Origin of the sequence: Undibacterium sp. Ji49W (assembly GCF_049340205.1) — a bacterium.
Taxonomy (GTDB): domain Bacteria; phylum Pseudomonadota; class Gammaproteobacteria; order Burkholderiales; family Burkholderiaceae_D; genus Undibacterium.
This window is the reverse complement of the sequence record NZ_JBMPOW010000006.1, coordinates 207963-230433: the sequence shown is the minus strand read 5'-3', so window position 1 is coordinate 230433 and position 22471 is coordinate 207963. Positions and strand designations below refer to the sequence as shown.

Annotated in this window: 16 protein-coding genes; 8 read left to right on the top strand and 8 right to left on the bottom strand. The window is 50.6% G+C overall.

Translation table 11 applies throughout. The features are described 5' to 3' along the window. The first annotated feature begins 309 nt into the window (after positions 1-309). Positions 310-1725 carry a hypothetical protein gene (locus tag ACO0LK_RS09695; protein ID WP_422974468.1) on the top strand — a complete coding sequence of 472 codons (1416 nt, stop codon included), beginning with the start codon at positions 310-312 and terminating at the stop codon, positions 1723-1725. A 90-nt stretch (positions 1726-1815) separates the two neighbouring features. On the opposite strand, the gene ACO0LK_RS09690 is transcribed toward ACO0LK_RS09695, so the two are convergent. After that, the gene (locus ACO0LK_RS09690; RefSeq protein WP_422974466.1) at positions 1816-2481 is read right to left on the bottom strand and encodes a 3-keto-disaccharide hydrolase; all 666 of its coding nucleotides are present in this window, start codon (positions 2479-2481) and stop codon (positions 1816-1818) included. Between the two features lie 99 nt (positions 2482-2580). Between ACO0LK_RS09690 and ACO0LK_RS09685 the strand changes: the two genes are divergently transcribed. Next, complete coding sequence (locus ACO0LK_RS09685) at positions 2581-3501, top strand: alpha/beta hydrolase (protein WP_422974464.1); 921 nt, start codon at positions 2581-2583, stop codon at positions 3499-3501. Positions 3502-3574: 73 nt separating this feature from the next. On the opposite strand, the gene rhaM is transcribed toward ACO0LK_RS09685, so the two are convergent. The 6 genes from rhaM to ACO0LK_RS09655 form a co-directional block, all read right to left on the bottom strand. Then, positions 3575-3889 (bottom strand): L-rhamnose mutarotase, encoded by a 315-nt coding sequence (rhaM, locus tag ACO0LK_RS09680; protein WP_422974462.1) that lies wholly within the window; start codon positions 3887-3889, stop codon positions 3575-3577. 17 nt (positions 3890-3906) lie between these two features. After that, a complete protein-coding gene (locus tag ACO0LK_RS09675) occupies positions 3907-5118 on the bottom strand; it encodes a glycoside hydrolase family 88/105 protein (RefSeq protein WP_422974460.1) in 1212 nt (403 codons plus the stop codon). A 37-nt stretch (positions 5119-5155) separates the two neighbouring features. Continuing rightward, positions 5156-6604, bottom strand: coding sequence for a glycoside hydrolase family 28 protein (locus ACO0LK_RS09670; protein WP_422974458.1), 1449 nt, complete (start codon positions 6602-6604; stop codon positions 5156-5158). Then, positions 6601-9366 (bottom strand): glycosyl hydrolase, encoded by a 2766-nt coding sequence (locus ACO0LK_RS09665; protein WP_422974456.1) that lies wholly within the window; start codon positions 9364-9366, stop codon positions 6601-6603. The genes ACO0LK_RS09670 and ACO0LK_RS09665 overlap by 4 nt, the downstream gene beginning before the upstream one ends. A 168-nt stretch (positions 9367-9534) precedes the next feature. Beyond that, positions 9535-10830: an L-rhamnose catabolism isomerase gene (gene rhaI, locus ACO0LK_RS09660; RefSeq protein WP_422974454.1), complete on the bottom strand. Its 1296-nt coding sequence runs from the start codon at positions 10828-10830 to the stop codon at positions 9535-9537. Positions 10831-10897: 67 nt separating this feature from the next. Then, complete coding sequence (locus tag ACO0LK_RS09655) at positions 10898-13006, bottom strand: bifunctional rhamnulose-1-phosphate aldolase/short-chain dehydrogenase (RefSeq protein ID WP_422974452.1); 2109 nt, start codon at positions 13004-13006, stop codon at positions 10898-10900. Between the two features lie 388 nt (positions 13007-13394). Between ACO0LK_RS09655 and ACO0LK_RS09650 the strand changes: the two genes are divergently transcribed. The 6 genes from ACO0LK_RS09650 (at position 13395) to ACO0LK_RS09625 (ending at position 20422) form a co-directional block, all read left to right on the top strand. After that, positions 13395-14261 carry a DeoR/GlpR family DNA-binding transcription regulator gene (locus ACO0LK_RS09650; protein ID WP_422974450.1) on the top strand — a complete coding sequence of 289 codons (867 nt, stop codon included), beginning with the start codon at positions 13395-13397 and terminating at the stop codon, positions 14259-14261. Next, a complete protein-coding gene (rhaS, locus tag ACO0LK_RS09645) occupies positions 14258-15262 on the top strand; it encodes a rhamnose ABC transporter substrate-binding protein (protein ID WP_422974448.1) in 1005 nt (334 codons plus the stop codon). The genes ACO0LK_RS09650 and rhaS overlap by 4 nt, the downstream gene beginning before the upstream one ends. 139 nt (positions 15263-15401) lie before the next feature. Continuing rightward, positions 15402-16979 carry a sugar ABC transporter ATP-binding protein gene (locus tag ACO0LK_RS09640; protein ID WP_422974446.1) on the top strand — a complete coding sequence of 526 codons (1578 nt, stop codon included), beginning with the start codon at positions 15402-15404 and terminating at the stop codon, positions 16977-16979. Further along, the gene (locus ACO0LK_RS09635; protein ID WP_422974444.1) at positions 16976-17995 is read left to right on the top strand and encodes an ABC transporter permease; all 1020 of its coding nucleotides are present in this window, start codon (positions 16976-16978) and stop codon (positions 17993-17995) included. Before ACO0LK_RS09640 ends, ACO0LK_RS09635 begins: the two co-directional genes overlap by 4 nt. Then, entirely contained in the window at positions 17992-19008 is a 1017-nt protein-coding gene (locus ACO0LK_RS09630) for an ABC transporter permease (protein ID WP_422974442.1), read from the top strand. Before ACO0LK_RS09635 ends, ACO0LK_RS09630 begins: the two co-directional genes overlap by 4 nt. Before the next feature lie 25 nt (positions 19009-19033). Next, the gene (locus ACO0LK_RS09625) at positions 19034-20422 is read left to right on the top strand and encodes an FGGY-family carbohydrate kinase (RefSeq protein WP_422974440.1); all 1389 of its coding nucleotides are present in this window, start codon (positions 19034-19036) and stop codon (positions 20420-20422) included. A gap of 87 nt (positions 20423-20509) precedes the next feature. Here ACO0LK_RS09625 and ACO0LK_RS09620 read toward each other — a convergent pair whose 3' ends face one another. Then, positions 20510-22432: a family 43 glycosylhydrolase gene (locus ACO0LK_RS09620; RefSeq protein ID WP_422974589.1), complete on the bottom strand. Its 1923-nt coding sequence runs from the start codon at positions 22430-22432 to the stop codon at positions 20510-20512. Positions 22433-22471: the final 39 nt, after the last annotated feature.

Sequence of the window (22471 nt, the reverse complement as noted above, 5' to 3'; positions counted from 1 at the left end):
ATGGATGACAGGAATAATGGTTAAGTATCGTCAGGTAGCGAAAGACTGAAGGTCATCATACACGTGAGTGCATATGGGTAAATCAATAGCCTCGACATATGATTTCATTTTATTCGAGAGCTTGTAACTGACTGCAAGACTTGCTTAAAGAATCAAAAAAATGATCACTATTGATTGTGCAGTGCAAATTATGAAAAAACTGCCTGAAAACCAAGCACAATAGGCTGCACTGATGCCATTCCACTCAAGCATGTTGAGAAAATGCGCATCCGGGATTTAACCGATTACTCCCACACATATCAAAATTCCATGAAGCGCTTATCTGTTCGTATCTCTGCTCGTATCTCTGTTCGTATCTTGCCTGCTCGCCTGCCCAGTCTTTTTCTGAATCTCTTCCTGTGTCTGTTCTGTCTGCTGTCAGCGTCTGCCTTTGCGCAAATAGGACATCGCTTCCCTAGTGAACGCAAAGTGGTCAAAGACCCGGTTACTGAAGTCATGCTGACCTTTCTGACCAGCCAGCCGCATGGCGATTCAAAAATCTATCCTACCCATCCACAATGGACTTCCGATGGGCAATGGGTGATCTTTCGCTCAAGTATCGCAAAAGGTGAAGCGATGGCCGTCAATGAACAAACCGGGGATATCGTGCAGGTATCTGAAGGCGGCTATACAGGCATGTTGAATGTGTCGACACGTGCCATGAAACTGTATTTCATGCGCAGCACGGATAAGTCTCCACGCGAAGGAAAAGCTGGCCGGCCACGTCAGGCATCGCCGGTAGAACTGGTAGAGGTTGATCTTGCTGCGGTATTTGCCGATAGCAAAGCTGGCAAGATGAAGCCTGCAGAAAGCTACCAGCGTATATGCGGCGTAGTACCTGCTGAAGTCGGACAAGCTGCCGACCTGGCGCTGGATGCTGCCGATGAATGGATATACTTCCGCGAGACATCGCAGGAGGCGGCAAAATACCTGGCAAAAAATGCACGCATAGAGAAAAGCTTCGGCCCCAGACACATGGGTGCCGGCCCCGGCGGCATTGCAAAAATGCATGTGAAGACGGGTGAAATCCGCCACGTCATTTCAGTCCCTTTCCAGATCGGCCATATTCAGGCGAATCTATGGAATCCGGGTGAAATCATTTTTTGCTGGGAAACTGGCGGCAAATCACCTCAACGCACCTGGGTGGTGATGGCAGACGGCAGTGGCTTGCGCCCGCTGTATCCTGAAGCCGACTATGAATGGGTGACCCACGAAGCAGTCATTTCAAAAGATGAAGTGGCGATGGCGATTATGGGTCACCGCACTATAGGCGGAACAGCTAATATTGCCAACAAGGGCACTGCCGTTGAAGGTGCCAATCCAGGACAAGATCCGGGTTGGGGCAATGCAGGCACACGCGAAAAACCCAGTGGCCTTGCCATTGTGAATTTGCGTACACGTGAAATGCGTATTGCAGGGCAAACACCATCAGGCAGCGGCTTATGGCATGTGCATGGATCAAGCGATGGACGCTGGGCGGTCGGCGATGATTTCAGCCGCAGCATCTATCTGATAGACCGGTTAAGCGGCAAGATGAGCCTGCTCAGCACCGGACACAAGGATACAGCCGCTGATCACCCTCACCCTACATTCAGCCCGGATGGCAAGAAGATAGAAATCCAGTCGGCCATGCTGTCTGCAGACAACCGTACACTGAATATCTGCATTATTCCTGTATCCAATTGACCAAGCTGTCCAGGTCATGTGGCGAGCATGGCCTGGCTTGTGGGCATTAAGCGTGTATTAATCCTGTATCACTCGGCCATCAATCGATCATCAATCGAGTTTTTGAATGCGCACATTACGCAGTTCATAGGCGGTGCCTTCAAGCTGAAAGCCGATGTGACCAGAATCTGGACTGGATTTGCTGATTTTGTTTTGTACTATGCCATTAATTTTGACTTCAACCGATCCATCCCTGGCAAGAATGTCGCAGCTATTCCATTCACCGACAGGCTTTTCACTATCAGCCAGTTTTGCCTTGATGGGAGGATACGCGCCCTCGGCCGTCGTCAGGGGTTCGGCAAAGCTGGCACCGGCCATGGGCAGCAGGTCGCCAACATTTTTGTACTTGGTCTGGATTTGCAGGCTCAGTGGCCAGACCTTGTCTTTGGGGCCAGAACTGATGTGTATCAACACGCCACCATTGCCAGGGGCAGCTGTCCAGCGCCATTCTGCATGTAGCGTAAAATTTTTATAGCTTTCCGTCGTAGCAATGTAACCTGAAGGTTTGCCAGCAGAAGCAATCACACCATCCGCTGTAATACTGAAGACTTCTTCAATCTTGCTTGCCGGTGTAGTTTGGATTTCCCACCCCTTGAAATCGCGGCCATTGAACAATTCATCCGCATTGGCAACAGGAATGACCATAACAGACAGAAAAGATGCCACAGGCAATACTGATAATTGAAAAGACTTCAAAAAACGGGAAAGTTGACGCATGATGTTCTTTCTCAAATGGAATCGATATTTTTTGTATTGATACAAAACCGCTTTACACAGGATAGCCGGATTTTTTTATAACATACTTCATTTACTGCCATGAAACGACTTTTTTTTACTTTGTTACTGGCCTTGTCGGCCATTTCTTCTCATGCACAATCCAGTGCCATCAGCTTGTGGCCAGAAGGCGTACCGGGCGCGAAAAACATAGGGCCAGAACAGGTGATTGATGGCCGCACTTCGAATGTCAGCGAACCGAACCTGACTTTTTATCCTGCTGCTGCCGACAGAAAAAATGGCAGCGTCGTGATCATTTGTCCCGGCGGCGGCTATGTACGTCTGTCTACCCTGCGTGAAGGCGAGCAATACGCACACTGGCTCAGTACCCTGGGTGTCAGCAGCTTTGTGCTTAAATCCCGCCTGGCTGAATTTGGCCACCCTGCCCCTTTACAGGATGTCTTGCGTGCCATTCGTCTGGTGCGTTCCAGCGCAGCGCAATATGGTATAGATCCCAATCGCATCGGTGTAATGGGAAGTTCGGCGGGCGGCCATCTGGCAGCCAGTGCCGGCACCCTGTTTGATCACCCCCTGGGCCGCACCGGTGCTGCGCTTGACGGTGTCAATGCACGCCCTGACTTCATGATACTGATGTATCCTGTGATTACCATGCAAGACCCGTCGGTACATGCCGGATCACGCAAAGCCTTGCTGGGCGCATCGCCCAGTGCAGAATCAATGCAGTTGATGTCGCTGGAAAAACAGGTGAGCAGCACGACGCCACCTACTCTGTTGATCCATACCCAGAATGATAAAACTGTCCCGGTCGAAAACAGTATCCTGTTTTATCAAGCTCTGACCAAAGCTGGTGTACCAGCGGAAATGCTCTTGTTTGAACGCGGCACACATGGCATGGCTATGCGACTTGGTAACGGCAATGCATCCGATTGGCCGCATCGTGCCGAAGAGTGGTTGAGGGATAGAAAAATACTGCAAGCCGACAGCCAGTCACAAGGGAAATAAGCAGTAAAATAAACTGTAAAACACATATCAAAATCGTCAGCCCATATCAGATTATGGGCTGGCGATTTTTTATTTACTCGAAATAAAACACAGATTTCAATGCCAATTGTTTGGGACGGTTATCCGCCTCGACTTCCATCAGGTCGGCCATGTAGTCCCACCAGCGTTGCATGACTGGATGTTTGGGCAAATCATCGATCTGGTGATCAGGATGCAATTTGAGTACGCCAAACAGATGCAAAGTCTCTTCATCCAGAAAAATGGAATAATCATAGATACCGGCAGCGCGCAATGCATCTGCCAGATCTGGCCATAAATTGTCGTGGCGGCGGTGATATTCCTCTACATTGCCTGGCTTTAGTTTCATCCGGAAAGCACGCGTTATCATGGCTGGCTCTCCTGCTGTTATTTCGCTGGTTTGACTGTGACCATCTTCTTCAATTCGGCAGCGGCCAGCATGAAGCCACCGACACCATAATCAAAGCTGGATGCTGGCCTGTAAAAGGCTGGTTCGGCACCGGTCTGCTGTATGCCACCCAACCTGCCATCTGCATAGACGTGCTTCAGGATACCCTTCCATGCCTTGGCGATTACTGGCTGGTATTCTTTGGGGTCAAGAATGCCGCGATTGATGCCATAAGCCATACCATATACAAACAGGGCTGAGCCAGAAATTTCAGGCAAGGGATACGTAGCAGGGTCCAGCAAACCGGCATGCCACAGGCCGTTTTCATCCTGTAACTGCGCTATTCGGGCTGACATTTCACGTAACTGCTGTATGTAGAATGGACGTTGCGGATCATCTTTGGGGATGTAGTCCAGTGTCCTGGCTATACCACCCATGACCCAGCCTTCGCCGCGTGACCAGAAAATCTTCTTGCCATTGGGTTCAGTCTTATTGATATAGGTGACATCGCGGGCATACAGGTGCTCTTGTTTGTCGTATAGCAGATCGTAAGTATTTTTCCATTGGGTATGGACATAATCAAGGTATTTGCGCTCACCTGTTGCCACATACATTTTCGCCCATACCGGCGGTGCCATGAACAAGGCGTCACACCACCACCATGGCAGCCGGTCATCGCCTGGTTTAAGAGTCTTCAGGTCAATCAGGGTATCGAGGTCGCCTTTAGTTGGGGCGATGAATTCAGGCTGCTTGTTGAGAAAATACAAATCCAGATAAGTCTGCGCCACACTCTGGTCATCCGCATTCGGCAGGCGTTTCGCCAGTTGCCATTGATGTTGCTGGCTCATGGCAAGCATGGCGTCTTTGTATTTGCTGTCATTTGTGGCTTCTGACGCTGCCATGAAACCGGTGTACATCACGCTGGATGTCCAGATACGCCCAAAGTGCGCCTGCGAACGGGCCAGTTGCCAATCCGCTACCTTGCGCAAGACTTTTTCTATCGCTGCTGGTTCCAGCTCTGCGGACAGATCGGTTGCCAGAGGGCCGCCATCAGCAGGTGCATCACCAAAATGACGCGAAGTATCCTTGTCGATGATCGCCTGCATGGCTGGCGTAGGAAGCGGATAGTTCTGCGTCCAGGCCAGGGCTGGCAACATGCTGCCGACAAAGCCCAGGCTGGCAAGCATCAGGTATTTTTTTTGAAATTTCAAAGTGCTCTCCTTCATTTTATTGTTGTTTACTTAATTTTTATTTTGCAGGTGCGGAACCATTGACGCTCAGCCCGGACACCTCAGAATCTGCGGAAATATTTACCGGTTTGCCATCCTCAAAAACCAGCCTGGAATCCGACATTTTCCAACGTTTTACGTAACGGATAAAGCCCCCAGTGTTTGCTTCAATATCAAGCTTGCTGAGCTTAAAATCCTCTAGCGGTGCTTGCGCGTATCCTTCAATTTCAAAGGCGGTTTTTGCGCCACGCGCCTTGATGCCGGAAATATTGACACGACGCAGTCTGGATATACCGTCTTTTTCTGGTACGGGCGTGACCAGTACTTTCCAGTAAGCTGGGATATCTTTCACATCATCAGGAATTTTTGCATAGCTGTATTGCGGGTTCCAGTTCATGATCACGCGCAATACCACTGGTACGTCATTCATGACAAAATCATGGATATTCAGGTCTTCGCCAAAACCACCGCGTGTATGCGCTGATTTGAACAGTATGCCTACCGGCACATCTTTCATTACCGTAAAGCGATATGCTTCAATACGACGAAATCCGCCTGAAGTCTCACTACCAAAACTCAATCCGGCAACTGCTTCCCGGACAGTGATATCGCGTATGACCACATCTTCCGTTGGGCGATTAACCCGCAGGCCGTCCGAATCCCGCCCGGCCTTCAAGACGATCGCATCATCATTGACTGCGATATCTGCGTGCTGGACCAGAATGTCTTTGGATGAATCGATGTCTATGCCGTCAGTGGATGGGCCATGTCCACCTTCGTTATTGCGAATGGTGAGACGATCTACGACCACTTTATTTGAGTAACAGATATGCAAAGTCCAGAAACCTGAGCGACGCAACAGCAAGCCATCGCCCACACGCACATCGGATGCCTTATAGATTTGTAACAAGCGAGGGCGACCAGCATCATAGTCCGATGCCCATCTCAGACCACGTGGTTCATAGGCCTTGCGCAGGTTCCAGTAACTTTCCCAGAATACCTTGCCGTCACCGTCAATCACACCTTCACCAGTAATGGCAACCTTGTTTTGTTCGTACACATTGATCAGCGCTGCTGGCCAGCTCATCTCTATGCCGGCAACCCGGGTAGGCATGACAGGATAATCCTGTATGTTTTGTGAACCCAGCAAGGTCACGCCCTTATCCAGGCGCAGCGTCACGCCGGTTTTAAGGAACAGGGCACCGGTCAGGTAGGTGCCCGCCGGAAAAGTCAGCGTGCCACCCTCTGTTGCAGCAGCATCAATGGCGCTCTGTATAGCGCTGGTATTGAGCGTCTTGCCATCGCCGGTGGCACCGTAGGTACTTGCACTGATTTCTTTTGCCGCTGCGGTAAACGACGTCAATATCAATACGGACATCAAAGCCGCAGCGACTGCCAGATGCAAAAGCACAGGCAAGACAAATACCATTTCAGTATGGCGCAACCAGCGCCGGGCTAACAATTTCATTGCAACTTCGCGCCTATCAATTTAACTGGTCCAAGAATACCGGCAGGTTGAGCCTGTATCAGATGCGTGTCCTGAGGGACGAATCGCTGCCCATACTTGGCAGATAACAGGCGATAATCTGGCAAGGCATGGCCGGCCAGCGCATTCAATCCCAGGTTGGCGACCTGTATCTCAAGACGGTTATTACCGGCACGCAGTAATTTGCTGATATCCAGTTGATACGGTGGTTTCCATACCGAACCGGCACGCTGACCATTGACGAAAACGACCGCAGCTTCCCGTACCGGGCTGTCAAGCATGGCACGCATGCCGCTTGGTACTTTGGGTGTGGCCTCTAATGGCGTCCCCGGACCGAAATCCAGCGTCAGCCTGCTGTCCTTTAATTGTGCCGCGCTCAATTCCAGGTCTTTGGTATAGCTTGCGATACCAGAAAAATAGCGCGTTGCCTCATCTTCAGTCCATGAACGCAGGCTGGACATGTTGACCACCTGTGGTTTTTCGCTGAATTGCACTTTCCAGTCACGACTTAAATCAACAACGGTGGTGGCATCTGCCAGTTTTGGTTCCTGTGCTGCATTCTGCGGTGTATCGGTCAGTACCAGCACCCGTGATTCATAAGGTGCCAGACGCAGAGTCGGCTTGACATCGGCATTGCTGATCTTGCCGTCATACGGATTCCACCAGTAAGCTGTTTTGTATTTGCTGCGGAAGGCGGCATTCGCGGTCACATCACGATTGCTGGTATTGGCGATGAAATAGACATCAGAATCAGTCAGTTGTCGACGGATGAAGCCTATGTTTTCTTTTTCAGCACTCAACTCCATGTCTGCGGGAACTGCAGCCTTCAAAGCGGCGCCCACGGCGCTATCGCTGCTGACCAGGCTGACCTTGTCCTGATTGGCAAACAGGGTATCTGAGGCAGTCTGCACTTCTGCACTGATGCGCGCTGCATTCAGGTAGCCTGGTGCCAGTGATGGTTTGTTGCCAACCGCAATGATTTTGCCACCAGCACGCACATAATCATTCAATTTGGCAATGACTGCCGGTGACAGCCGGGTCACATGCGGCAAAATCAGAACGGGATAATTGATGCCCAGCTCCATGACGGATTCGGCATCCACATAATCAATGTTATGCCCGGCATCAAGTACCTGCGCACTGAGTTCTGGCGTCACATATTTACCCATTTCTGCCGATACAGACACCTTGCCCAAAGACAGGGTCGCGTACACGTCATCGGTAGGCAGGAATACGGCAACCTGATTTGCCGGTTTCCCCTGACGCATCAGATAACTCATTCTTTGAAGATAGCCATTGACGTCAGGCATGACATTCCACCATGGCAGATGGGTGTTAAATACCGCCGCGGCATAGAATGCATAGCCAGGTTCCAGCGTTCCCGGTGGTGTATAGGGCCAGCCATGGCCAACGAACTGATTAACGCCCTGCAACAGCATGCGGTCAGCTTCGACTTTCATATCCAGCGGTGTCGCGCTGAAAGCTGGTGAATGCAGCCAGGTCCAGGTTTCAGCAGAAATGACGGGGCGGCCATACAGGTGACCAGCGGAAGTTGCCCAGCGTGTAAATGAAAACTGGCGGAACTGATAGCCCTCGCCTTCTGGCAAATCAACCAGTTTATTACTCGACATGGTCACAGCCGGTTCACCATAGGTTTGTGAACGGAAGCGGGTACCATGGGCTTTTGCCCATTGATTCACTGGCACCAGATAACGTTCGTTCGCCAGTTCGGTCTGCGTCAATGCCCAGTCACGTCGTATGGCAGCGGCGTCAGCACCAATGCCATATTCAATTTTTGGCAGATGTGGTTTCAGGTCGTAGCCACGACGACGCTGAAATTCGGCCAGGAAATCATCTGTCCAGTCGGTACCATAGGCTTCCAGGCTGTCAGAAAATACGGCGTATGGTGGATTTTTTCCAAAGGCTTTCAACAGTGGTTCAGCCACGGTTTTTAGGTGATGATCAATGGCATTGCGGCTCAGATGATCAAGTACAAAACCTTCTGCCCCTAAAGCTGCACGTTTAACCTGCTGACCGGTACGGCTGGCGATATAGCACACCACTACGCGGTCAGCGGCGGCAGCCTTGACGCCTGCACGGCCACTTTTACTTGCCAGTAGCTGGGGTTCAAATAATTGCAATTTGCTGCTATCCAACTGTTTGGGCGTACCATCGGCCACGAAACTGGCCAATAATTTTTCACCATTCATGATAGCCGGTAAGGCAAAACTCTCATTACCGGCTGGCAGCTCAATCACAGCTACCCGCAAACGACCAGCAGCATCACCTACAGTGACATGTGGACCGCCGTATGGCCAGCCGCTGCCCAGGGTAATATCAACCCTGAGTTTGTTGGCACGTGCCTTGTCATTGGCAAAACTGACGTGTTCAAGAAATTGCTTCGACAAATACGGATAATTGTGTGTACCTTTGGCCGCATCATCCAGTTCCATGGGGTAGACGGCCTGAATCTCAAAACCACCAAAACCGCCTGCCTTCATGTCCAGTATTTCGCGTTCCAGCTGCTTCTTTTCCACCGATGGTCCAAACCACCACCAGCGCACCATGGGACGTGCATCATCGGGCGGTGTGGCAAAGGCTTTGACGACTTCTTTCACAGATGGAGAGTTCGTCGCTGCCCTGGCTTGTGCCATTGTTGGTGCGGCACATAGCATGGCAAGAGAAAGCAGGACGCAGGTGCGCAATTTGTTAAGCGCAAATGCAGGCAAGGTAGACTTGGTCATAGAAAATGATAATCCAGACAAATAGAGAACAGGCGCCTATCCTGAATGGACATCAGCTTATTGCTAAGTCTATTCCATCCGGAGACATGGCTATGAAAAAATCCCCCTGAAGCAGATCACCATTACGCAAGAATGCGCAACAGCAAATATGCTTCAGAGGGAGTTGAATCAGACTATACCGCTACCGCTGGCACCAGCCTTTGGTGGACGGAGTGTAGCCTGTTTTTCACGATAGCCAGTTGCACGATAGCAGGCAACCGGATCAATAGCCGCACCAGAACGGGCGCGTGCCATGGCCAGGATAGGACTGACATCAGTGCGGAAAGCCTGTTTCAATGTTTGTGCTGCCAGCAGCACGTCATTGTTTTCCTGATATGCGCTCAATGCCTTGCGGTCTACCAATGCAGACTGTACAAACGAACGTTGTACTTCGATAGCACTGGACATCAGACTTTCTATAGGATCGGTCACATTATGTGACTGATCCAGCATGTAGGATGGTTTAAAGGCATCACCGTCACGCTGTGCTACATCGGCCAGTTCATTGAAGATCAGGAACAGCTGGAAAGGATTGATACTGCCGGAATCCAGATCGTCATCACCATACTTGCTGTCATTGAAATGGAAGCCACCCAATTTGCCAAATTGCGCAAGGCGGGCAACGATCATTTCTATGTTGGTATTTGGCGCATGGTGACCAAGATCAACCAGGCATTTTGCTTTAGGGCCTAACTCATTAGCGCAGGCATAGCTGGTGCCCCAGTCGGCAATCGTGGTGGCGTAGAACGCTGGCTCAAACAGCTTGTGCTCGATGTACATCAGCCAGTCTGAAGGCAGGGCCTTGTAGATGTCGCGCATACTGCCGAGATAACGCTCAAGCGCACCACGCAAATTATGCTGCCCCGGGAAGTTGGCTCCATCGCCTACCCATACGGTCAAGCCTTTGGAACCCAGTGCACGACCCAATTCTATGCATTCGATATTATGTGCTACCGCCTGCTCACGCACGGCTTTGGCATTGGCTGTCAGGCTACCAAATTTATAGGTCTGTTCCTGATTGGCCTGATCCTGGAAAGTATTTGAATTGACAGTATCAAATCCCAGGCCATGTTTGCTGGCAAATTCACGCATGGCTGCCGGATCACTGCTTTTATCCCAGGGGAAATGCAGAGATACAGTAGGTGTAGCCTGTGTCAGTTGATGGATGACAGCGCAGTCTTCCAGTTTTTCCATGACATCGCGTGGCTCGCCCTTGCCTGGGAAGCGTGCAAAGCGGGTACCACCGGTACCAACACCCCAGCTTGGCAAGGCTACGGCAAAGGTCTGGGCTTTGGCTGTCAGTTGTTCGATATCCTGTCCCCGTCTGGCCAGGATGCTGCCCAGGGCAGCATAATCGGCATCCAGATTATTTTGCAGTTTGGCGTTGTGTTCTGCCACTTGGCCGTGGTCAATTACTTTATCCATCTCATGTCTCCGTCTCATTGCTGACCTGAATCAGATATTTGATTCAGGTCAATCTACTTTTTATATTTTAGCGCGTGAATGCAGCAGCATTGCCTGCATCTACGTTGATGATGTTACCTGTGCTCTTGGCAGACTTGTCGCTTGCCAGGAAGTACACTGCTTCTGCGATATCTTCCGGCAATACGCTGAGTTTCAGCATGCTACGCTGACGATAGAATTCTTCGATATCATCTGCATCGATTTTATTCGAGACAGCACGCTCTTCTTTCCATTTGCCATCCCAGATACGGGAACCGCGGATCACGGCATCTGGATTGACGACATTGACGCGTATGCCGTGGGCCGCACCTTCGAGGGCGATACAGCGTGCCAGGTGGATTTCAGCCGCTTTTGCCGTGCAATATGCAGACGCACCAGCGGAAGCAACCAGACCATTTTTGCTGGCCACAAACACCATGCTGCCACCGATTTGCTGCTGCTTCATGATACGGAATGCACTGCGGCTGACCAGGAAGTAACCCTTGACCAGAATATCCTGATTACGTTCCCAGATTTCCAACGTCGTTTCATCCAGCGGGGCTGAAGATGCAATACCGGCATTCGAGATCAGCAAATCGATACCACCAAATCGCAGGGAAGTTTCGCTCAGTATGGCTTCGACATCGCTTTCACGGGTGATGTTGGCGCTGATGGTCGCCACATTATCTTTGCCTGCCACTTTGGACAAGACCTGATGTGCCTGGCTCAATGCCTCGCCATCGATATCTGTCAACATGACACAAGCGCCCTCTTGCAACAACTGACGTGCCACTGCCTGACCGATGCCACCGGCAGCACCAGTCACCAGTGCAATGCGGCCAGCCAGACTTTTCGGCTTGGGCATGCGTTGCAGTTTGGCTTCTTCCAGCAACCAGTATTCGATATCAAAGGCTTCCTGCTCTGGCAAACCTACATAACTGTCAACACCATTCGCACCGCGCATTACATTGATGGCATTCACATAAAATTCGCCAGCGATACGCGCAGTTGCCTTATCTTTCGCAAATGACAACATACCGATACCAGGTATCAAGTAAATAATCGGGTTGGCATCGCGTACTGCCGGGCTGTTATCGTGTTTGCAACGTTCATAATACGCAACATAGTCTGCGCGATATTGATTCAGGCCCTCATCCAAACCACTCAAAAGTTGATCAAAGTTAGGATTAGAAGGATCAAAATCAATCACAAACGGGCGAATCTTGGTGCGCAGGAAGTGGTCAGGGCAAGATGTACCCAGCGCTGCCAGTGCCTGCAAGTCTTTGCTGCACACAAAATCCAGTACTGTAGTGCTGTCATCAAAGTGACCGAGTTTGAATTCTGTTTTACTGATTTTGCCACGCAATACAGGCATTAAACGGGCTACCAGGCTGGCACGCTCTGCGGCTGGCAAGGCGCTGTATTTAGCACCGCCAAATGCTGGCTTGCGGCTATTTTCTTCCAGCCATGATTCAGCACGCTGGATGATTGCCAGTGTAGTTTCATAGCAAGATTTGGCAGTATCACCCCAGGTGAACAAGCCATGGCCTTCAAGGATGATGCCTTTCAGATTTGGTTGGGCTTGAGAAACTGCTTCCAGTTTCAGGCCCAGGTCATAGCCAGGACGCTGCCACGGCAACCAGCCCAGCTCGCCTTCGAATATTTTTTGCGTCAAATCCTTGCTATTGGCGCAGGCCGCAATAGCGATGACTGAATCAGGGTGCATGTGATCAACATGCTTGCGATTGATATACGCATGCAGTGGCGTATCGATACTGGCAGCGCGTGGGTTCAGGTTGAACGTACAGTGTGGCAAATAAGCCACCATTTCATCTTCCAGTGCCAGACCGCGATAGCGACCTTTCAAGGAATGCAATTTGTCCATGTACAGGGTCGAGAAGCCATCCATCTTGATGCTTCCCAGATCACCACCAGAACCTTTTACCCACAATACTTCTACCTGCTCGCCAGTCAGGTAATCCGGCATCATCACCTTGGCCGAGGTATTGCCACCGCCAAAGTTGGTAATGCGCATATCAGAGCCGAGCAGATTCGAGCGATACAGCAATAACTCTGGCTCAGACAAGCCTGCTGCATACGCGTCGTCCCAAATTGAAGTGATAGCTTTTTTCTGCTCGGTTTGAATCGTTGAGGTCATACACTCTCCGTGATTGATTAATATTTTTATGACAAATTCCTTAGCCCCACCTCTTGGTCTCCTGAGAGGTTACCGGAACTATTGAGCAGTTTGTGATTGCACTGCATTTTTGCCCGGTACGGCAGTGGCAGTCAGTAGAAAACAGCCAGCATTGAGTGTCAATACAGAAGCAATCAAGACGCTGATTGAAATTAGAATAGTCAGCATGATGATTGAATTTCCAGGGAGCAGATTGCAATCAGGGGAAATAATCACCTGATTGATCAGTTTTTGATTGACGTCCGATTTTTAAGTGATTAGTCTCGTTATATGCCAGCAAATTATTACAAAGCAATGACTGGTAGTAAGCCTCGATAAAGACAACAGACGGCTACAGATGGAGACAAAAATGGTGAATCACAAACGTCGTAAACGTTTGCTGAAGCTGCTCGTCGAGCATAATTCAGCAAGCGTCCAACAGTTGGTTGAGTGGCTTAGCGCATCCCCGGCAACCGTCCGGCGCGATATAAGTTGGCTTGCTGCACGTAATCTGCTAACCCGCACTCGTGGCGGCGCAGAAAATCTGCAACAGAAAAAGCGCTCTATAGCACTGACCAGCGAAACCTTTCAAAACAATATCAAATGCTACGCTGATCGTAAACGGGCTATTGCGCGTTATGCCAGCAATATGTGCAGCGATGGCGAAACCATCATCATCAACGGTGGCACCACCACCTTCATGATGGCTGAATTCCTGGTCGACAAACAGCTAAAAATCCTGACGAATTCGTTCATGATGGCCGAGCGCCTGCTGGTCTCGAGCGAAAATGAAATCATTGTTCCCGGTGGTCGCGTCTACCGTGAACAAAATGTCATCCTCAGCCCATTCGATAACGACATCACCCAGCATCACTATGCAGGCAAGATGTTCATGAGCGTATATGGACTGTCCTTGCTGGGTTTGATGGAAGTGGACCCCCTCCTGATACAGGCAGAAAAACGCCTGATCAGCCAGGCCGAAGAGTTGATCGTACTGGCAGATAGCTCAAAATTCGCCAAGAAAGCCGGTTTGATACTCTGCGGACTCAATCGTGTTTCCTGCCTGATCACTGATAACAATGCTTCTGATTCTGCCGTGCAGTTGCTTGAGCAATCTGGCGTCAAAGTCATTACCGTTGCACCAGAAACAATGCCGGTAAAGTACCCGACAACAAAATTTAATCAGGCTTATGACATGGAGTCAGCAAGCATGTTCCAACCGGAGACCGTGGAATGAAAAGAAGAAAGGTATTACTCGCAGCGATAGCACTGAGCATGCTGGGTGCACTGCAAGGTTGCGAGCAAAAATCAGATAAGGTCAAGATCGCCATCGTCGTTAAAAACCTGGGCAATGGCTTTTTTGATGCAGCACATGAAGGCGCAAAGGAAGCCGCCAAGCAAATCGGCAATGTGGAAATCATTTATACCGGGCCAACTACCCCTAGCGCTGAAGGACAGATTGAAATCATCAATTCTCTGATCAGCCAGAAAGTCAATGCTATTGCCATTTCTGCCAATGATGCCAATGCGCTGGTTCCTATCACCAAAAAAGCCATGCAGCGCGGCATTAAGGTCATTTCCTTCGATAGCGGCATTGCGCCGGAAGGCAGATTGATGCAGTTGAACCCGTCAAATGCAGATTTGATCGGTCTCAAGCAATTGCAAATGGCATCTGATGCCATCGGTGGCAAGGGTGAAATCGCCATATTGTCGGCATCTGCCCAGGCAACCAACCAGAATATCTGGATCAATGTCATGAAGAAGGATTTGGAGAAACCTGAATTTGCCGGTCTGAAACTGGTAGCGACCGTCTACGGCGACGATCAGTCCGACAAGAGTTATCGTGAAGCAATAGGCCTGCTGCGCAGCAATCCCAATCTGAAAGTGATCATCTCGCCTTCTACAGTCGGCATCAATGCCGCCAGCAAGGCGGTGGTGGATGAACATCTGGTCGGCAAGGTATTCGTTACCGGCCTTGGCTTGCCATCAGAAATGGCTGGACATGTTAAAAGCGGAGCCGTCAAGGAATTTGCGATCTGGAATCCTATCGACCTTGGTTATGCAGCGACCTATATTGCCAATGAATTTGTCAAAGGCAACCCGAATGCCAAAGCAGGTGGTAGTTTTGCCATAGGCCGTATGGGTACGATTGCAATTGATACCAATGGTGAAGCGGCGATGGCTCCACCTTTCACTTACAACAAAGATAATGTGGAGCAGTTCTCCAAGATATTTTAAATAAGACGCCTACGAACGTTGACCTGAGCGACTGCGTCAGGTCAACTGCAAACTGAAAATCAGCTGTCTGCCTCAGATTCGTTTCTTGGTTACAGACAGACGGACGGCTGAGTTTTCCTTTCCATTATCTCCTTGCCTTATGTTAATGACGAACGAGCACAATCCGTTTCCTATCGCGCCCGACGGTTCGCTGGCACCACCCATCCTGACACTGACTGGTATCTGCAAACGCTTCCAGGGCATCATTGCATTGCATGAAGTTGCTCTGAATGTCCGTGCTGGCGAAGTCATGGCCTTGATAGGTGAAAACGGAGCAGGCAAATCCACGCTGGTAAAAACTCTGACTGGCATTTACCAACCCGATAGTGGCAGCATTCATATCGCAGGCAAAGAGGTCCGCTTTGCCACGCCACAACAGGCCATGCTGGCGGGCGTCACCGCAGTACATCAGGAAACTGTCATGTTTGATGAACTGACGGTTGCCGAAAATATTTTCATAGGCCGGCAACCCATGCACGGTTTTCCGGCACGTGTGAACTGGCCATTGATGGAAGCCCAGGCAGAACGCCTGTTTACCCGGCTTGAGGTTTCATTGCCAGTACGCGCCAAGGTCAAAGACCTGAGCGTGGCACAACGCCATTTTGTAGAAATTGCACGTGCCTTGTCACAAGATGCGCGCGTGGTCATCATGGATGAACCAACGGCCTCCCTGTCCCAGCGAGAAATCCAGGAACTGTATCGTATCATCAGACAATTGCGCGCTGCCGGCACTGCCGTGATTTTCATCTCGCACAAGTTTGATGAAATTTATGCCGTAGCAGACCGCTACACGGTATTGCGCGATGGGCATTTTGTCGCCGAAGGTGCATTGGCCGACATTTCCGAACCGGATCTGGTATCTCTGATGGTGGGACGCTCCATCCATCAGATCTTCCCCAAACAGGAGGTAGAGATAGGCGAAACCCTGCTGGAAGTGAAAGATTTTTGCCATCCTACCGAATTCGACAATATCAATTTCTCCCTGCGTCAGGGTGAAATACTGGGTTTCTATGGCCTGGTTGGTGCCGGTCGTTCAGAAGTCATGCAGGCTCTGTTCGGGCTGAGCAGCAATGTGCGTGGCAGTGTCAGCCTGGCTGGCAAGGTCCTGGACATCAAGTCCGCCAAAGATGCCATTGCTCATGGCATCGCCTATGTACCGGAAGACCGGCAACACCAGGGCGGCCATCTGACCATGTCTGTGCAACAGAACATCACCCTGCCCATACTGGACAGAATCGGGTTCTTGCTGGGGACGCGTCGCAATGAAGAAGCCGCAATTTCCAGGCATTACAGTGAACAGCTGGAACTGAAAGCCAGTCACCTGACGCAACTGATCGCCGAGCTGTCAGGCGGCAACCAACAAAAAGTGGTGCTTGGCAAATGGCTGGCAACCAAACCCAAGGTCATCATTCTGGATGAACCTACCAAGGGAATAGATATCGGCTCCAAAGCTGCCGTGCATCGCTTCATCAGTGAACTGGTATCAACTGGCCTTTCAGTCATCCTGGTGTCATCCGAATTGCCTGAAGTCTTAGGCATGTCTGACCGCGTCATTGTCATGCATCAGGGACATATCAAAAAAGTATTTGACAGAGCCCATGCCACGCCAGAGAGCGTTGTCGCAGCAGCATCTGGCAGCGACGCAATTGTAGTGGAAATGGCAGAGGAAATAGCATGAACCGTTTGAAGTATTTGCTGAAGTACCTGCAGCAAAGGGAAGTATTGCTGGGATTGATGATCGTCTTGCTGATCGGATTGGTTGGCGTACGTGCGCCCATCTTCCTTGGCATGTCCAGTCTGTCCAATCTGTTGACTGACAGTACTTTGCTGGTCATGCTGGCAGTGACGCAGATGTTTGTCATCATCACACGTGGTATTGATTTGTCTGTTGCTTCCAATCTGGCGCTATCGGGCATGATGTCGGCCTTGCTGGCATCTAAATTTCCTGATTTGCCGCTGTTGCTGATTGTGCTGGTGGCGATGGCCATAGGCCTGGGACTGGGGCTGATCAATGGCTATCTGATCGGTTACCTGGGCTTGCCGCCTATCGTTGTCACACTGGGTACGATGAGCGTTTACCGTGGCCTGGTCTTTGTATTGTCTGGTGGTGCCTGGGTATCGTCACATCAGATGCCTGCCGCTTTCATTGCGTTCCCGCTTAGCCAGTTACTGGGGATTACGCATCTGGTCTGGATTGCTTCCATTGTGGTTATTCTGATGTGGTATCTGGCCCGCTATACGCATTTTGGCAGGGATTTATATGCCATCGGTAACCAGCCAACCGCGGCCAACTATATCGGCATCCCTACCCCACGCCGCCTGTTCTGGACATATGGATTGTCAGGCCTGATGGCCGGCTTGTGCGGCTATCTGTGGGTGGCACGTTATGCAGTGGCCTATACGGAAATTGCCTATGGCTTCGAGTTTACCGTCATTGCAGCCTGCGTTATTGGCGGCATCAATATTGCAGGTGGCGCCGGCACGGTATCTGGCGCGGTATTAGGTTCATTATTTTTGGCGGTGATCAATAATGCGCTGCCAGTCGTGAAAATTTCCCCATTCTGGCAAAGTGCATTGACTGGTGTAGTCATTCTGACTGCAGTCATGATCAATGCGCGCAGCAATAAGAAAGGCAGCCGTCAGATTTTGCCTTTGCAACTGCTGCAAAAAAATGCAATCAGGAGTAGTACGTGAACACGACCACCATGACATCACCAAGCAACAGCTCACGCTATACCATACGCGACAAGGAAGAATTCCAGTTCAAGAAATTCTTCTCCCATTGGGAAACCTTACTGGCTTTGCTGTTCGTCGCAGCATTCATCATCAATAGCCTGCTATTGCCCAATTTCTTTGACTTGCATAACCTGGCAGACGGCACCTTCAACTTCAGTGAAAAGGCGCTGATTGCCCTGCCCATGGCCTTGCTGATTATCTGTCGCGAGATTGATATTTCTGTTTCCGGCATCCTGGCGCTTTGCTCTGTTGCTATGGGTCTTGCCAATTCACATGGTTTGCCAGCGTACAGCCTGCTGTTTATTGCCGTTTTTACAGGGGCAGCCTGCGGCAGTCTGAACGGTTTACTGGTCACGCGCTTTGCCCTGCCGTCCATTGTAGTGACCATAGGCAGTGTGTCCCTGTTTCGCGGGCTGGCCAGCGTGGTGCTGGGTGACCAGGCATTCACGGCTTATCCACAATTGCTGATTGATTGGGGCCAAGGTTACTTTTTTGATTTCATCCCCAGGCAGTTTGTCATCTTGCTGTTCTTTGTTGTTGTGTTCGCCATCATTCTGCATGCGACAAGCTGGGGGCGCAAAATTTACGCCATAGGCAATAACCCGGTTGCAGCCAGATTTTCAGGTGTATCCGTAGACAAGTACCGTTTCATGTTATTTACCCTGACTGGTGCAATGGCCGGGCTGGCAGCGTTTTTGCTAACCGGTCGCATAGGCAGCACACGCCCGAATATTGCGACAGGATGGGAACTGGAAATCATCACCATGGTTATCCTGGGTGGGGTCAGTATCGCTGGCGGAGCCGGTACCATTGTCGGCGTGTTCCTGGCTGTACTGACACTGGGTGTAGTCAATTACGGTATGGCATTGGCGAATATACCCGGCATCATCATGACTATTGTAGTCGGCATTTTGCTGTTGATTACCATCGCCCTGCCACGCCTGTTGAATCGTAAAAAACAAAGAAAATAATATGCAAGGCAGTAAAACAGAATCCATGAAAACACTGCAAACGAACGCCAGTATCGTATTGGACATAGGCAAAACCAATGTAAAACTCAGCTTACTGGATGCACAGGCAAATACTTTGGCTGAGCAGCGTTGCCCCAACAATATCGTTCAGGATGGCATCTACCCGCATCATGATACTGACAGAATCTGGGCGTGGATGTTGCGTGTTTTTAGTGAGTTTTCGCGTATTGCCACAGTGACCGCGATTATACCCGTGACCCATGGTGCGACTGCTGCACTGGTAAATGACAAGGGTCTGGTATTGCCTGTTCTGGATTATGAGTCTGACTTGCCGGAACAGGAAAACAGCAAATACCGTCCGTTGCGCCCGCCTTACCAGCAAAGCTATTCCCCCGATTTGCCGGCCGGACTAAACCTGGCTCGCCAACTGGCCTGGCTGGAAAGTACTTACCCCTCTGATTTTGCACGTGCATCACATATCCTGATGTATCCGCAATATTGGGCCTGGCGCCTGTCTGGCATCGCTGCAACGGAAGTCAGTTCTCTGGGCTGCCATACTGATCTGTGGGATACGAACCGGCAGCAATATTCGTCCCTTACAGAACAAAAGGCTTGGACGCCGCTATTCCCACCCATGCAAAAAGCCTGGACCAGGTTGGGGAAAATACGCCCTACATTGGCAATGGAAACCGGTCTGCCTGAAACCTGCCAGATCGTATGCGGTATCCATGACAGCAATGCTTCCCTGCTGCGCCATCTGCACAATGCAGGCACGAATAAAAAATGCACAGTACTGTCCACCGGCACCTGGATGATTGCAGCAGCCCTGGGGGCATCGCAAGCTTGCCTGGATGAAGATGCCGACATGCTGGCCAACACCAATATTCTGGGTGAAGCCGTTTCATGCATGCGGTTTATGGGCGGGCGGGAATTTGCCACTCTGGCAGGCCAGACACCCGTAACCTGCACCCCATCCGATATCGATAAACTGATCAGACAGGAAACTTTCGCCCTACCCTGCTTCGCAGAATCAGGTGGTCCGTTTTCCGGGCAACTTGCCAGGATAGAGGGTCAGGCACCTGACAATATGCAGGAACGATATGCACTCGCCACCCTGTATTGCGTGCTGATGACGGACTACTGCCTCAATAAACTGAGTTCGGAAGGCGATATCATCGTCGAAGGAAGTTTTACCAACAACCCCTACTTCGCCTCTTTGCTGGCAAGCCTGCGACCACAGCAAAACATCAAGCTGTCAAATGATACCAGCGGCACGACATATGGAGCCTGGATGTTGCATCACTGGGAGCAGTTACCAAAAACGAGCGAGTCCTCGGCCGTTGTCAGTGAGCTGGAACCGAAGGGCTGGTCAGCCTACAGAGATAAGTGGCTGAATCTGGTGAGGGCCAGATAAAAATAATGGATGCAGACAGAAACTGCAACAATGGAAACAAATGAGAACAAATGGGAGCACACAAGTTGCTCCCATTTTATTTGCTGATTACTTTGCCGGCAAACGTACGTAAGCAGGTGCATCACGATCGGCCAGCAAGCCCTGCTCCGTATGCAATAATTCAACTACCTGCAAGGAACTACGCCTTTGTTCCCTGCCATCTTTTTTCTGATCCGGACCACGCTTGCCAGGATGAGTAAAGTAAAATAAAAACGCCCTGTCACCGTTGACAACGACATCAGGATGTCCACCGATTACTTCATCGTCCTCACCATGTCCGGGCACCTCGAGCAGATTACCCAGCTGACGTTTCCAGTTTAACAGGTCATCAGAACGATAGACAGCCAGGCCACGCCATACATCAGTAATCATCCACCACTGATCTTTCCAGCGAAAGACTTTGGGGCCTTCGCCACCCTGATCACCGACTGCTTTGCCTTTGTTTGTCCAGTTTTCCAGATCCGGGCTATCAGCATAGTAAATCGATTTTTTATCCACTTCATTGTTGTACCACATGCGGTACCCGCCCTGCGGCAAGCGCAATACGGTAGCGTCGATCACACGCTCAGACGCCAGTTGCAAGACTTTGGCATTACGCCAGTGCCGCAGATCCTGACTGGTCAGATGTACCATGTAACGAGGATGTTTCCAGTCTTCAAAAATGCCAGGTACCACCGTCAGATACATGTGGTAGCTGCCATCATTCGCACGGATAATGTCCGGTGCCCAATGGGTAGCTTCTGCACCACCCATTTGCGGCGGCAATTCTATGTCGGCTTCGCCAATGTAATGCCAGTTTGCTCCTTCATCATCCGATTCAGCGATACCTATGCGTGTGCCATGCACCCATGTGACACCGCGTGCTTCGGAAGCATTGGCCCTGCGATTGGTATAAAACATCCACCATTTTCCCAGTTTGGCATTGCGTACTAGAACAGGATCGGCGGCACCATCCATCACCGGGTCACGAAACAGAGGTTTGGCTGCCTGCTTTCCCAGGTTGATGGTGGGTGCGCCGGGTGCGCCGAAATCAGGAGTACCATCGTCACGCCAGTAAAATACCTGTGCCCGGGTGTGCCGGTTAGGGTCATACAGGGAATCGCCCTTGATTTCGCGATAGTCACGCGCGTGATATACCAACACATCTGTTTTACCATCGGTGGTGGTCGTGAATGAATTATGTCCAGGCCCATACTGGGCATTTGCCACACTCGTCTTGAACACTGGCTGAGCAGACTTTTGCCACACCCTGGAATCAAGCAGATCAGCATCTGCGGGTGCGGTCAATAAACCCATGCTGTAATTTTCATCTGTCGCACTGGCTGAATAGGTAATGAAAACGCGGCCATTCCTGATCAATACGGCAGGCGCTTCATTGACTTCATACTTAATTTTTTCCCAGCTATAGTCAGGACGGGACAGCAAAACGACCGGCCCGGTAATAGACAAAGGCGTATCCATTTTCGCCAGATAAATATTGGTATTTTTTTTGTCCGGTGCCGGGTCGCGCTGGGTCCACACCAGATATCGCTGCCCGCCAAGCGCAAAGGTGGTCGCATCCAGTGAGAAAGATTCGCGGCCAGTTTTTAACTGCCCACGCTCTACCCATTCCCCTTCCAGCGGATTGGTGGAAGCGTTCTCCAGTACATACAAACGAATATCCCAAATGGCGTCAGCCCTGCCGGCTGTAAAGTACACATACCATTTACCCTGGATAAAATGCAATTCCGGTGCCCAGATATGATGACTCATGGGGCCACTTGCATGTTTGCGCCAGATCACTTTGGCATCTGCTGCGCCAAGATCATTAATACCGGAGGCACGTCGCAATTCAATGCGATCATACTCCGGCACGGTAGCGGTGAAATAATAGTAGCCATCCGTATGCAAAAACATTTGCGGATCTGCCCGATTTTTCACAAGTGGATTATTGAAAAGCGGTTGCGCTGCCAGCGAGCCACAGGCAGACATCATGATCACGCATAGCAGTGAAAAAATGCTTGTTCGATG

What these genes read in the sequence shown, in the direction of transcription:
- ACO0LK_RS09695 (WP_422974468.1), top strand. Translation starts at nt 310, where the DNA reads ATGAAGCGCTTATCTGTTCGTATCTCTGCTCGTATCTCTGTTCGTATC.
- ACO0LK_RS09690 (WP_422974466.1), bottom strand. Translation starts at nt 2,481, where the DNA reads ATGCGTCAACTTTCCCGTTTTTTGAAGTCTTTTCAATTATCAGTATTG.
- ACO0LK_RS09685 (WP_422974464.1), top strand. Translation starts at nt 2,581, where the DNA reads ATGAAACGACTTTTTTTTACTTTGTTACTGGCCTTGTCGGCCATTTCT.
- rhaM (WP_422974462.1), bottom strand. Translation starts at nt 3,889, where the DNA reads ATGATAACGCGTGCTTTCCGGATGAAACTAAAGCCAGGCAATGTAGAG.
- ACO0LK_RS09670 (WP_422974458.1), bottom strand. Translation starts at nt 6,604, where the DNA reads ATGAAATTGTTAGCCCGGCGCTGGTTGCGCCATACTGAAATGGTATTT.
- ACO0LK_RS09665 (WP_422974456.1), bottom strand. Translation starts at nt 9,366, where the DNA reads ATGACCAAGTCTACCTTGCCTGCATTTGCGCTTAACAAATTGCGCACC.
- rhaI (WP_422974454.1), bottom strand. Translation starts at nt 10,830, where the DNA reads ATGGATAAAGTAATTGACCACGGCCAAGTGGCAGAACACAACGCCAAA.
- ACO0LK_RS09655 (WP_422974452.1), bottom strand. Translation starts at nt 13,006, where the DNA reads ATGACCTCAACGATTCAAACCGAGCAGAAAAAAGCTATCACTTCAATT.
- ACO0LK_RS09650 (WP_422974450.1), top strand. Translation starts at nt 13,395, where the DNA reads ATGGTGAATCACAAACGTCGTAAACGTTTGCTGAAGCTGCTCGTCGAG.
- rhaS (WP_422974448.1), top strand. Translation starts at nt 14,258, where the DNA reads ATGAAAAGAAGAAAGGTATTACTCGCAGCGATAGCACTGAGCATGCTG.
- ACO0LK_RS09640 (WP_422974446.1), top strand. Translation starts at nt 15,402, where the DNA reads ATGTTAATGACGAACGAGCACAATCCGTTTCCTATCGCGCCCGACGGT.
- ACO0LK_RS09635 (WP_422974444.1), top strand. Translation starts at nt 16,976, where the DNA reads ATGAACCGTTTGAAGTATTTGCTGAAGTACCTGCAGCAAAGGGAAGTA.
- ACO0LK_RS09625 (WP_422974440.1), top strand. Translation starts at nt 19,034, where the DNA reads ATGAAAACACTGCAAACGAACGCCAGTATCGTATTGGACATAGGCAAA.
- ACO0LK_RS09620 (WP_422974589.1), bottom strand. Translation starts at nt 22,432, where the DNA reads ATGTCTGCCTGTGGCTCGCTGGCAGCGCAACCGCTTTTCAATAATCCA.